This is a genomic window from Mucilaginibacter sp. R-33 (assembly GCF_049949235.1).
In the GTDB taxonomy this organism is placed as follows: Bacteria; Bacteroidota; Bacteroidia; order Sphingobacteriales; family Sphingobacteriaceae; genus Mucilaginibacter.
The window spans coordinates 153,260-164,610 of sequence record NZ_CP188089.1; the positions used below are offsets into that span (position 1 = coordinate 153,260).

Genomic DNA, 11,351 nt, shown 5'->3' on the forward strand with positions numbered 1-11,351 from the left:
GGAATTTCTTAAATTGGGGTATAATATAAAACCTATGCGCCTTTTATTTACACTTACCACGTTATTGATCATTAATGCCGCTTTCGGGCAAGCTGTAACCGAAACCTATCCTAAAACCTTATTTTGCCCCGACGATTCGGTCAGGCTTAGTTTTTCAAAATTTCCTGGAAAAGAAGCTTATTGCGTCAGCGGCCTCAAAACCAGCCCCGGTACTGATGCCACAACTGGCATATATGCTACTTTTTACTACGGGAAAGATTCTGTGAAGATAAACTATCATAATAACCTGCCATACGGTCACGTAGTATACATTAAGCTTGAATCGCCAAAAGGTAGTAGTACTTTAAGACTTCACTTTAATGATATCTCTAATTCCTTCCCGAAAGCTTATATGGCAAAAAATCTTAATAATATACAATTTGATATCCCCGAACCTTATGAGCTGGCCAATATCATCTGGACGCTTTCGCCTGCCGGGCAAAAAGCTACTGATCTGAACAAAGAAGGTGATTACTATAAAAAGGTGGTAAGTTGGTTTAAACCTTATATGGACCATAAAGTGTTTAAAGCGTTGAGTTTTCCGGATAGTCTTTACGGCAGTAAATACTATGAGTTCCGGGAAAATAGTTTTGCGTTTAATTTCCAGGATACAGTACCCGGTTCAAAAAATACAAAATTGCTTTTCAACGGGCCTTACTATTATGTTTATGGCAATGAACTTGCCGATAGCAGCTTGTTTGGAAAGCTAAAGCCATTGGTTGAAGATTTTGCTGCAAAGTCTAACTTCAGGAAGTTTTATCAGCAGAATTTACCTTATTACCGGCAACAACTTGCACGTCAAAAAACACTATTACCGGTGAGGCAAATGTGGACCTGGCTTGAAAATCAATTTCCGAAACGGAAGTACCAATCATACAGGATAGTATCCTCTCCGCTTATTGGCGGTTCGCACAGTACACAACGTTATGCTACCTATGACTACGACGAAAATAAACTATTTACCGAAAATGCGATGTTTATATGCGGAACAGACAGGTATGACCGTGAAAAAGAACTTTCAGAAAAACAACGCGAAGGTTTAATGACAGGCATTGTATTTACGGAGATAGATCATAATTATATTAACCCTACAACAAGTGTATACGCTAAACAAATTGACAGCATATTTTCAAAGCGTTCTGTTTGGGCCAAGACAGGTAATAGCAGCGATTTTTATGAAAACCCTGTCAGCGTGTTTAATGAATATATGACCCACGCCGCTTTTTGTCTTTATATAGCTGATAATTATGACAAACCGGTAGCTGATTATGTGATTGAACGCCGCGAAGCTCTAATGGTAGAGCGTCGGAATTTTATCCACTTTAAAGAATTTGATCAGGAGCTGTTACGCTTACACCGCCAAAATAGAAACTTAAAAACGGCCGATCTTTACCCCATGATCGTATCCTGGTGTAAAACGCAGATATAAGTAATCAGCAAATGAGTGGATATAAGCCTGTGCAGAATGAAATATTTGATTTGCATTAGTTTTTTCTTGTTTGTGTGTGCTGCTTCTTTTGCGCAGGTTACCACATTCACCATTGATAGTAGTAAGTTAAACAGGTCATTAATGATAGTTTTGGATTCTATTTATCAATCAGATCAATCGGTTAGAATAAAATATCTGCAGGCAAAAAGAGATAATGCACAAATCAACGTTGCCGATAGCCTGCAAGACGTTATGCATAAAACTGACAGTCAAAATTTGATCAGGGTAAATACTATACTAACAAAGTATGGTTGGCTTGGTCCACAAAAAGTAGGTATTACAGGTAGCCAGGCTTTGTTCCTGGTAATCCAACATGCCGATTTGCAAACGCAGCAAAACTACTTACCACTGATCAGAACCGCGGAGAAAAACGGCGAAATACTTTCAAGCAACCTTGCCATTCTTGAAGACAGGATCAATATGCGGACCGGCAAAAAGCAAGTTTACGGCAGCCAGGGATTTACAGATAAACAAACAGGCAAAATATATGTCTATCCTATTGTTGATGTTGATCATTTAGATGACCGACGCAGGGCAATGGGGATGCCGCCAATGAAAGATTACTCTAAAAACTGGGATGCAGAAAGATATAAGAAGCAACTGCCAGAGATAGAGAAATTAGTTCAGGCGCAGAATATCAGATAACGTTCCAGATAAATACCTACGGGAAGCTTAAACCTACGCTCAAGCTTCCCGTAAAGGGTGTTCTTCTTTAGGCGATACCTGGGCTCTTGTATCTACCGATTTTACCCGCCAATGCCCCACAGCTTTTGGCGTATCGCCATTTGCTCTTCAGCCTTTTGCGCCCACTTTTAAAAACTCATTAACTACTATTTCGGATACATAACGTTTAACGCCATCTTTGTCGGTGTAATTACGATTAGCCAGTTTGCCTTCTACAGCAACTTCATCACCTTTTTTTAGCAGGTCTTCGGCAAGTTTGGCTTGTGGCCCCCAAAAAACCAGGTTATGCCACTGGGTATCGGTTATTTTCTCGCCTTTATCGTTTTTATAACTTTCGTTGGTGGCTATGGACAGGCGTACCATCTTTTTATTACTGTCGAATACTTTTACTTCCGGATCCATACCTAAGTTGCCTACTAGGCGTACACTGTTTCTTAATGAGTTCATAGTTTTAATATTTATCGTTTATTGTTTGTTTGAATTAACGATACAAAGGTGGGGAGGGCAAGAAAAATTAGCCGGATATTAACCGTTTATAGGTATTTATATACGATTGTGACCCACTACACTATAACTTCAAAGAATATCTGTATAATTTGTAAGGTGAAATAGTTAACCTTATATTTATGCCGTATTAAAATATTGTACTGAACATCGGAGTGTTGTCCAAAATTCTCACAAACAACAAACACACGTCCCGAGGTATAAGTGCGCCGTTAAGGCGTGGCTGTATCTTTACGTGTGTATAGGCCGTGAGAAGCCTTGGGCGACTAAAGATAATTGCAGTCACGCTTATTTTTTGCCCATTAAATTCTCACACATTATGAAACTGCCTGAACTATCGCGTAAGCAATGGATAGTACTATCCTGTTTACTGGTGTTGCTTATCACCAACCCCTCAGCCCAAACATTTAAAGATCACATTGGCAATCGAAGCCAGTACGGGATCCGCCGGGAATACAATCTGTTTATATGTAGTGTGTATGCAAACTTTGGCAGTACATACGTAGGGGTATTGGGCAACTTCTTTAAAATAGGGTAGGTAATGAAGTTACTGGATTACGATTGGCTTATAGAGCGTGTATTGATGCTCTTAGGCTATCTGTTGTGGTTTAGCTTTGCCTATGTAATGACTAAACAGTATTTGCTTGTAACACCAAAGACCAGGTTAATACAAATGCAGATAAAACTATTTGTGTTAGGGGTGGCAATAATGGCTATTATATGTTTATACTTTGGGAAGTTGCACTATTATGAGCAGTTGATAATAAACGTGGTGATAGGATATGTCGGGATGAGATGTAGTATCAATATGAATAAAGAAATAAGAGCCTAAGTAATTAGGCTTTTTTTATATAAGAGATATTATGGTTATAGGAGGTAATGTAGGCAATGATGATTTGAGAACAGGAGTTACAATAGATAGTAATAGGAGATAGTATAAGTGTGTAGTTTATGTTGTCAATTGTCAAGTGACAACATCGTGTCATAGTCGTATGTATATTACTATATGTCGTGACAAATTATTACGAATTACGCTGAATTACTATGAATTACGATGATTTTTAAAGAAATATTGACTGTTATGTGTATTTAAATATACCTCTAATTTTTGTCTTAAAAAAATTTGCATATATGATTCTCAATCCCGTATATTTGATGGCATCAATCCGAGGCATTATGTTTAACAATCAATTTATTTCTGAACTCAAAGCTCAAAGGTTAAATGTCCTTGAGCAATTAAAGCATATTGAGGCTATGCTTAAACTTTATGGAGTTAATGTAAGTGAAGAAGAAATGCCATCTTATAGTGGTATTGAAGCTTTAGTACATGAACGCCCATATAAAAAGGACGCAAGTAATAAAGAAAAGATTGCAGGCTTACTTAAACTAACTAATAGATTTTTGAGCATTAATGAAATGACTTCTTTAGTCATGGAGTTTGAACCTAAATCCAAAGTTGAGGAAGTAAAAGCATCTTTAAGCAGTGCTAAAAATATCTTACTTAAAGATGGTTCTATTGTTAAAGTTCAAGTGGGTACAAATAATAGCAATACATTTTATGGCAGTCCTTCATGGATAGACGAGCAAGGTTTTCCGTTGCCCGAACATAAATATAGTGAAGATGCTGTACAACTTAAGGCAAAAATAGTGATATAAAAAAAACCGCTTCACTGATGTTTCCGAGGCATGCAAGCGAAGCGGTTTTAAGAATTTTTAAGATATAGCCCCTGTAGTTCAACGGATAGAATATCGCACTGTCGACGCGGGAGATTCTGGTTCGATTCCAGACGGGGGCACTCTTATTTACCTCAAAGGTAGATAGGATAATTTAATTATACAAATTAATTAGTCAATACTATTTATCATGGAGATAGAGCAACCAAAATTAGGTAAAGCCTTACCATTTAGAACAATCAACGATATTGCTATTCACTTTAAAGAGAAAGATACTTGTATTGAGTATCTAACGCTATTGCGTTGGAGTGGTAAAGTTAAGTGTGCTCATTGTAATCATGATAAGGTGTATGAGTTAAAAGGCGCTTATAAAGGCTATAAATGCGCCAAATGCAGAAAGAAATTCAATGCTACTAAGAATACCATATTTGAGAATAGCCCTATTGAACTAAGTAAATGGTTCATGGCAATCTTTATCTTATCTACGCATCGTAAAGGTATTAGCAGTGTACAAGTTGCCCGTAATATTGGTGTAACTCAAAAGACTGCATGGTTCATGATGCAGCGTGTTAGATATGCTTTTAAAATGAACTCCTTTAATGAGCCGTTTAAACTGGGCAAATCTAAGTTTGACGAAAAGGGCAAAGAGATTAAAACAGTTGTTGAAGCAGATGAAACTTACATTGGTGGAAAACCAGGCAATATGCACAAACACAAACAGGAGGCCATTGAAAAGAGGGGGACACAAAATAAGATTGGTGTAATCGGTGCTATTGAGCGTGGAGGCAAAGTAAAGCTTAGTGTTATTGATAATACGGATCACGCCAACGTTATACCGTTCTTAGTTAAATCAGTTCATCAAGGAACAAAGCTAATGACTGATGAACATGTGTCTTATAATACCATGAATAGAGTATTTGAGCATCAAACAATCAAGCACATGCTTAAAGAATATGTTCGGGGTGAAGTGCATACAAACACCATAGAAAACTTTTGGTCGTTGCTTAAACGTGGTGTATATGGCACATATCATTACATTAGCCCTAAACACGTTGCCCAATATTTAGAAGAGTTTGCATTTAGATTTAATTCAAGAGAATTAACAGAAGCGCAAAGATTTGACAATTTAATATCTTTGTCTAATTATAAAATCACCTACAAGGTATTAACCGCTAATCATGGCTCAAAAGAAACGCAAACAAGCTAAACCCAAAACAGACAAGCTCAATCAAACTATGGATGGTTTAGGCGTTGATTTTAATACCCTCATGCAATCGTTAGTACAACCATCTACTAAAGAAGATAAAAGTAAAAAAGCCTAAGTTAATAGGCTTTCATAGTTCTTTGTTTGTTAGCTAATGTCCAACGGTAAACAGCAGGCCGAAGGACAGCGGCGTGGTGTCTGTCACATTTTATCAAACTCTAATGTTTTATAACGATGGCAAATACATCAAAAAAACAGACAAAGTTTGAACGTGTGTATCGTTCCGGTTTGAAAAACGGAGCAGACTACTATTTACGTTCAGCACATAAACACCATTCTTGCAACGACAAGAAGAAGTAATGTGCAGGGGAGCAGTTGACGCTGTTCCCCTTTTTTTGTAAAGGTATATCAATATTCAATAACTATTTCATTTCAATTTATACACATTCTTTTTACCCTCCCTCTCAGCCGTTATCTTACCTGCCTTAAACATTCTACTGCTTACATAAGTAATACGCTCAAACGCTCGCTTAGTATCCCTAATGTGACCGTCAACACGCAAGATATATTCTGTTATATCAGTTGCATCACCTTTACCTATCTTACTCAAAGCAAATAACACTTTCTTCTCTGCACTCATCTTAGGATTGTACATCAACGTCGAGATTAACAAATCCTCATCAACCTCTAAGTCATCCATCATGTAAGGCATTGCATCTAATACATTTATCTCGCCTATATTCTCAAATGCCTTGATAGCTATCTCAACACGCTCCAACTCCATTTTAAGCTTTACACGCCTCACCTTTAGTTGTGCTAAAACTTGTTCGTCTGTTAACTCCATAACTTATTGGAATACCCTGTTTTAACGATAATAGCACAAGATAACTATTCAATTATCAACCTCAAAGCACAAACAAACCTTTATTTTTTGGGTCACAACAGTATATAATTACCCGTTTATAGTCGATAGTATCCGTTTGTAAGCGTTTGCAAACGGATAATTTAATCGTTACCTTTATGCTATGAACCAGGAAAGAGTATGCTTAGATTGTGGTACAGCCCTACAAGGCCGTGCCGACAAAAAGTTTTGTAATGATCTATGCCGCAATAATTACAATAACCAGCTCAATAGTAATAGCTACAACCTGGTGCGTAATATCAATAATATCCTTCGCCGTAACCGCCGCGTGCTTGAAGAGCTGAACCCCACGGGCAAAACCAAAACAACCCGAAAAAAGCTTACTGCAAAAGGTTTTGATTTTGACCATATTACCAGTATTTATCAAACCAAAACCGGGTCGACCTATTTTTTTAATTATGAGTATGGCTACCTGTTATTAGATAATGATGAAGTGTTGCTGGTGAAACGGGAAGGGGAGCAGTAACAGTGGGCAGTTTGCTTGAGTGGCAGTAACAGTTGGCAGTAGCAGTGAGCAATTTGCAGTGAGTGGCAGTAGCAGTTTATAGAGAGTGGCAGTTTGCTGTGGGATTTGCCGGTTTATTTGATTTGAACTTTAGGCGTTCTGTACTCAGCTTTAAAATCCGATTCTCTATAGATTTAATAGCATTTAACAGTTTAATATTTTGATAATTAATACTTAACTGTTGTTTCATTCGGCGCTTTATGTTTTCAATAAATTTAAGTACGTTTGGGGAAATGTAAATTTTTAATTTTTGACTGATCTTACTAATTTAAAATGAAATTATTTATTAAAAAACCGATTGCTCAACTAATGGCTGCTTCGGCAGAGACGGAGAAGTCGCTCAAGAGAACCTTAGGCGTTGGCTCACTTATAGCACTCGGTATCGGCGCGATTATAGGTGCCGGTATTTTCGTTCGTACGGCAGCTGCGGCAGGTGAACATGCCGGGCCTGCGGTTACCATCTCATTCCTTATAGCAGCCGCCGGTTGCGCCCTGGCCGGTTTGTGCTATGCAGAATTTGCCAGTATGATTCCTATCGCTGGATCTGCTTATACCTATTCTTATGCTACCATGGGCGAGTTTATTGCCTGGATCATTGGCTGGGACTTAGTGCTTGAATACGCGCTTGGTGCCGCTACAGTTGCAATTGGCTGGTCGCAGTATTTTAATGAATTTCTAACCACTTTCTTTAACGTGCATATACCATACGCATGGTCGCACTCGTTTATGGAAGTGTCAAATACCACTGCAGGTATGTACGCCGCCGAAATGGGTACAAGAGGTATTGTTAACCTGCCGGCTATTCTGATCCTGTTCCTGTTAACGCTGTTATTGATTCGTGGTACTGCAGAATCGGCAGTTGTGAATAATATCATCGTAATTGTAAAAGTTGCCATAGTATTGATGATCATTGGTTTAGGCTGGCATTTTATTAACCCAGCGTTCCACACCCCATATACCATCCCTGCCGATGCAGGTAAAATTAAAGTGAGTGCCGGCGTAGTTGACTATGCCGATACCTTTAACCACGGATGGCTTGGTGTACTACGCGGTGCAAGCGTTGTGTTTTTCGCCTTTATTGGTTTTGACGCGGTTTCAACTGCCGCTCAGGAAGCTAAGAACCCACAGAGAGACATGCCAAAAGGTATTTTGATATCGTTAGTGTTTTGTACTGCACTTTATATTCTGTTTTCGCACGTGTTAACAGGTTTAGTATCATACAAAGATTTCCTGATTCAGGGTAAAGAAGCTTCAGTAAGTTACGCTATCAAAACCGCTATGCCTGGTTATGGATGGCTGGCTTCATTTGTTACCGTATCGATACTTGCAGGTTTTTCTTCGGTGATCCTGGTGATGCTGATGGGCCAAACCCGTGTATTTTATACCATGAGCACCGATGGTTTGATCCCTAAAGTATTCTCAAAGCTACACCCTAAGTTCCGTACCCCTTACAAATCGCAATGGTTATTCTTTGTGTTTGTATCATTGTTTGCCGGTTTTATTCCTGATAAATATGTAGGCGATATGGTGAGTATAGGAACACTGTTTGCTTTTGTGCTTGTATGTATTGGTATCTTTATTTTAAGGAGAACCGACCCTGGCATTGAACGCCCGTTCAAAACTCCGGCTTATATGATAGTTTGCCCGCTTGGTGCCCTCATTTGCCTGTGTATGATTGCGAGCGAAGGCTGGGAAAACTGGGCAAGGCTTATCGTTTGGTTACTGATCGGTTTTGCCGTTTACTTTGGTTACAGTATCAAACGTTCACATGTACGCCATGGTAAAGTTGAAGGTGCTAATAACCCTATCAACCCTAAATTTGTTGAGTAATCATAACAATGTTATCATAAACAAAAAAGGTTCTGAATTTTCAGAACCTTTTTTGTTACATTCTCTTTTTATACCAGTAAACCAATGATACCGCTTCATGAAGGGCGATAAAAACCTGTGGGTATTAGTATTTGTATGTATCATCAACTCGTTAGGGTTCGGCATTATTGTACCGATACTTTACTCTTATGGTAAAACCTTTGGCGTTACCGGCGAAACATTAGGTATCCTCACCGCTTCCTTTTCAGTAGCTCAGTTTTTTGCCACACCGGTTTTGGGTTCCCTGTCTGACAAATGGGGACGAAAGCCTTTACTGGTGATCAGCCTGGCAGGTACCTGTATTTCCTTTATCCTTTTTGCCGAAGCCCGGAGCATGATCATGCTTTTTGCAGCCCGGATTTTGGACGGGCTAACAGGAGGAAATGTTTCTGTGGCACAGGCCATGGTATCGGATACGGCAAGGCCGGATAATAGGGCAAAAAGGTTCGGTATACTAAGTTCTGCTTTTGGGTTTGGCTTTGTGATTGGGCCGGCCGTTGGTGGTTTCCTGAACAGGTATGGTATGCAGGTACCTTTCTTTTTTGCGGCTGGCATTTCACTTATAGGCACACTTTGCAGCCTGTTCTTTTTAAAGGAAACCAACCCGCCCGATAAAACAAAAAAGAACTCGGAAAAAACTACATTTTCGTTTACCTCGCTGATAACTACACTTAAACGACCGGTTATCGGCACAACTGTGTTTACCGGTTTTATGCTTACCATGGCGCAGTTTACCATGATCATAGCATTTCAAACTTTTACTGTTGATGTACTGAAGATCAACCCTACGCAGATCGGTATTTTGTATGCCGGTTTCGGAGTAAGCGGTATTATCATGCAGCTTTGTGTGCCGCTGTTCACCAAATGGTTTTCATCTAAATCAATGATCCTGTTGCTTTCTACATTTCTATGCCTTGTAGCTATGTTTGTTACCGGGCTCACCAATCATTTTATTCCTTTTGTTATGGGCATTTGTATTTATGGCCTGTTTAACGGTTTGCGTAATCCTATGCTCAACGCCATAATTGCCGATCATATTGACCATAAAGAACAAGGCAAGATCTTGGGCATCAACCAATCGTATGCTTCCATAGGGCAAACCCTCGGCCCGGTTACCGCAGGCTTTGCAGCTTTGCTATCTGTACATGCTATTTTCTTCTTATCTTCATGCTATATTTTGGCGGCATTGCTGCTAAGTATCCGGTTAAAGAAAAAAGAATAAATTCAAAGACACCATGCCGCACCCGTTTATTTTTAAAGAGATCATTTCGGTTACGATGATCCTTTTTGCAATTATTGATATTTTGGGTGCCATACCGGTAATTATTCAGCTCAGGCAGCGTGTAGGTCATATCGAATCGGAAAAGGCCAGCATAGCTGTGCTGGTGCTTATGGTAACGTTCCTTTTTATAGGGGATGAACTGCTTGCTGTAATAGGTCTGGATATTTCTTCATTTGCCATTGCGGGCTCATTGGTGATCTTCATCATCGCCATGGAAATGATCCTGGGTGTCGATTTTTTTAAAGAGGAATTGCCACAGGCCGCATCCATTGTACCGCTTGCCTTTCCGCTTATTGCGGGTGCCGGGACTATGACCACGCTGCTTTCCCTTAAATCGCAATATCAAACACAAAATATCCTTGTGGGCATTGTGCTGAATACTCTTGTGGTTTACCTGGTGCTAAAAAATGTAAAATGGCTTGAAAGGCTGCTTGGGCCGATAGGTTTAAGCGTGCTGCGTAAAGCTTTTGGGATTATTTTATTGGCTATCGCGATTAAGCTTTTCCGGAGTAATACGCATTTGTAGCCCCCTGGCCCCCTAAAGGGGAGTGTTGATTCTAATTATATATGGTTGATTTGAACTCAGAGAGTATATCAAGATTTTGGGATTGGTTTAAAACTGTTTCGGCAGATTTATTGATGAATCCGAATGATGCTTATTTCGTTAACTTATTGGATAAACATGTTGGCGAGCTTGGTGGTTTTGATTGGGAAATTGGCCCATGGGAAGAAAATATATTATTTTTTGCTATCTCTCCCAATCTTAATATTGCACAATTAGAATTTACCCGAAAGATAATTACTATGGCACCCGATTGTCCTGGCTGGAAATTCTTGCCATCCAAACCACCCAAAGATTGGGCCGGTACCTGGGAAATGGAAAATGAAACAGGTAAAAACGTCATAGTGGATGCCAGCGATTGGAAATATATCCTTTACCGTTTTGACGATGGAACATTAGATATTGACATCAATATATCTGATTTTAAAGGAAACAGTGCCATTCGGGATATTGCCGTTGATATAGCTTTAACGGGTTATTTAGGTGAAGAAACCTTTATGAATTTGATTCAGGAAATAAATATCGTTGATAGGTTAGAGGAAGTGTATGCAGATAAAGCAACCTCACTTAAAAATATCAGGAAGCATCTTGAAAGAATTAAATAGCTATTTCTGGCT

Annotated in this window: 13 protein-coding genes and 1 tRNA gene; 12 read left to right on the forward strand and 2 right to left on the reverse strand. The window is 39.2% G+C overall.

The window, feature by feature from the left end; all coding sequences use genetic code 11:
- Positions 1-34 precede the first annotated feature (34 nt).
- Positions 35-1,468: a hypothetical protein gene (locus ACP26M_RS00750; RefSeq protein WP_426585276.1), complete on the forward strand. Its 1,434-nt coding sequence runs from the start codon at positions 35-37 to the stop codon at positions 1,466-1,468.
- 36 nt (positions 1,469-1,504) lie between these two features.
- Positions 1,505-2,173, forward strand: a complete 669-nt coding sequence (locus ACP26M_RS00755) for a DUF6624 domain-containing protein (protein ID WP_426585278.1) — start codon at positions 1,505-1,507, stop codon at positions 2,171-2,173.
- Positions 2,174-2,320: 147 nt separating this feature from the next.
- On the opposite strand, the gene ACP26M_RS00760 is transcribed toward ACP26M_RS00755, so the two are convergent.
- The gene (locus tag ACP26M_RS00760) at positions 2,321-2,659 is read right to left on the reverse strand and encodes a single-stranded DNA-binding protein (protein WP_090528414.1); all 339 of its coding nucleotides are present in this window, start codon (positions 2,657-2,659) and stop codon (positions 2,321-2,323) included.
- Positions 2,660-3,035: 376 nt separating this feature from the next.
- On the opposite strand from ACP26M_RS00760, the gene ACP26M_RS00765 reads away from it, so the two are divergent.
- The 5 genes from ACP26M_RS00765 to ACP26M_RS00785 all read left to right on the forward strand — a co-directional run bounded on the left by ACP26M_RS00765 (position 3,036) and on the right by ACP26M_RS00785 (position 5,712).
- Positions 3,036-3,254 (forward strand): hypothetical protein, encoded by a 219-nt coding sequence (locus tag ACP26M_RS00765; protein ID WP_426585281.1) that lies wholly within the window; start codon positions 3,036-3,038, stop codon positions 3,252-3,254.
- Positions 3,255-3,871: 617 nt separating this feature from the next.
- The gene (locus ACP26M_RS00770; RefSeq protein WP_426585283.1) at positions 3,872-4,372 is read left to right on the forward strand and encodes a hypothetical protein; all 501 of its coding nucleotides are present in this window, start codon (positions 3,872-3,874) and stop codon (positions 4,370-4,372) included.
- 67 nt (positions 4,373-4,439) lie between these two features.
- Positions 4,440-4,512 (forward strand) — tRNA-Asp (locus tag ACP26M_RS00775).
- A 68-nt stretch (positions 4,513-4,580) separates the two neighbouring features.
- Positions 4,581-5,597: an IS1595 family transposase gene (locus tag ACP26M_RS00780; protein WP_426585285.1), complete on the forward strand. Its 1,017-nt coding sequence runs from the start codon at positions 4,581-4,583 to the stop codon at positions 5,595-5,597.
- A complete protein-coding gene (locus ACP26M_RS00785) occupies positions 5,569-5,712 on the forward strand; it encodes a hypothetical protein (RefSeq protein ID WP_426585287.1) in 144 nt (47 codons plus the stop codon). Before ACP26M_RS00780 ends, ACP26M_RS00785 begins: the two co-directional genes overlap by 29 nt.
- A 309-nt stretch (positions 5,713-6,021) precedes the next feature.
- Here ACP26M_RS00785 and ACP26M_RS00790 read toward each other — a convergent pair whose 3' ends face one another.
- A complete protein-coding gene (locus ACP26M_RS00790) occupies positions 6,022-6,438 on the reverse strand; it encodes a hypothetical protein (protein WP_426585289.1) in 417 nt (138 codons plus the stop codon).
- Positions 6,439-6,619: 181 nt separating this feature from the next.
- Between ACP26M_RS00790 and ACP26M_RS00795 the strand changes: the two genes are divergently transcribed.
- The 5 genes from ACP26M_RS00795 to ACP26M_RS00815 all read left to right on the forward strand — a co-directional run bounded on the left by ACP26M_RS00795 (position 6,620) and on the right by ACP26M_RS00815 (position 11,339).
- Positions 6,620-6,982: a hypothetical protein gene (locus ACP26M_RS00795; protein WP_426585291.1), complete on the forward strand. Its 363-nt coding sequence runs from the start codon at positions 6,620-6,622 to the stop codon at positions 6,980-6,982.
- Positions 6,983-7,294: 312 nt separating this feature from the next.
- A complete protein-coding gene (locus tag ACP26M_RS00800) occupies positions 7,295-8,851 on the forward strand; it encodes an amino acid permease (RefSeq protein ID WP_112653578.1) in 1,557 nt (518 codons plus the stop codon).
- Positions 8,852-8,948: 97 nt separating this feature from the next.
- Positions 8,949-10,112 (forward strand): MFS transporter, encoded by a 1,164-nt coding sequence (locus tag ACP26M_RS00805; protein ID WP_426585293.1) that lies wholly within the window; start codon positions 8,949-8,951, stop codon positions 10,110-10,112.
- A 13-nt stretch (positions 10,113-10,125) separates the two neighbouring features.
- On the forward strand, positions 10,126-10,698 hold the full coding sequence (locus tag ACP26M_RS00810) for a MarC family protein (RefSeq protein WP_090528400.1): 573 nt from the start codon (positions 10,126-10,128) through the stop codon (positions 10,696-10,698).
- A gap of 41 nt (positions 10,699-10,739) precedes the next feature.
- Positions 10,740-11,339 carry a hypothetical protein gene (locus ACP26M_RS00815; protein ID WP_426585295.1) on the forward strand — a complete coding sequence of 200 codons (600 nt, stop codon included), beginning with the start codon at positions 10,740-10,742 and terminating at the stop codon, positions 11,337-11,339.
- Positions 11,340-11,351 lie beyond the last annotated feature (12 nt).

Bases quoted from the DNA above. Each gene is read 5' to 3' on its own strand.
- ACP26M_RS00765 (WP_426585281.1), top strand. From the start codon at position 3,036: ATGAAACTGCCTGAACTATCGCGTAAGCAATGGATAGTACTATCCTGT.
- ACP26M_RS00785 (WP_426585287.1), top strand. From the start codon at position 5,569: ATGGCTCAAAAGAAACGCAAACAAGCTAAACCCAAAACAGACAAGCTC.
- ACP26M_RS00750 (WP_426585276.1), top strand. From the start codon at position 35: ATGCGCCTTTTATTTACACTTACCACGTTATTGATCATTAATGCCGCT.
- ACP26M_RS00755 (WP_426585278.1), top strand. From the start codon at position 1,505: ATGAAATATTTGATTTGCATTAGTTTTTTCTTGTTTGTGTGTGCTGCT.
- ACP26M_RS00780 (WP_426585285.1), top strand. From the start codon at position 4,581: ATGGAGATAGAGCAACCAAAATTAGGTAAAGCCTTACCATTTAGAACA.
- ACP26M_RS00770 (WP_426585283.1), top strand. From the start codon at position 3,872: ATGGCATCAATCCGAGGCATTATGTTTAACAATCAATTTATTTCTGAA.
- ACP26M_RS00800 (WP_112653578.1), top strand. From the start codon at position 7,295: ATGAAATTATTTATTAAAAAACCGATTGCTCAACTAATGGCTGCTTCG.
- ACP26M_RS00815 (WP_426585295.1), top strand. From the start codon at position 10,740: ATGGTTGATTTGAACTCAGAGAGTATATCAAGATTTTGGGATTGGTTT.
- ACP26M_RS00790 (WP_426585289.1), bottom strand. From the start codon at position 6,438: ATGGAGTTAACAGACGAACAAGTTTTAGCACAACTAAAGGTGAGGCGT.
- ACP26M_RS00810 (WP_090528400.1), top strand. From the start codon at position 10,126: ATGCCGCACCCGTTTATTTTTAAAGAGATCATTTCGGTTACGATGATC.
- ACP26M_RS00760 (WP_090528414.1), bottom strand. From the start codon at position 2,659: ATGAACTCATTAAGAAACAGTGTACGCCTAGTAGGCAACTTAGGTATG.
- ACP26M_RS00805 (WP_426585293.1), top strand. From the start codon at position 8,949: ATGAAGGGCGATAAAAACCTGTGGGTATTAGTATTTGTATGTATCATC.
- ACP26M_RS00795 (WP_426585291.1), top strand. From the start codon at position 6,620: ATGAACCAGGAAAGAGTATGCTTAGATTGTGGTACAGCCCTACAAGGC.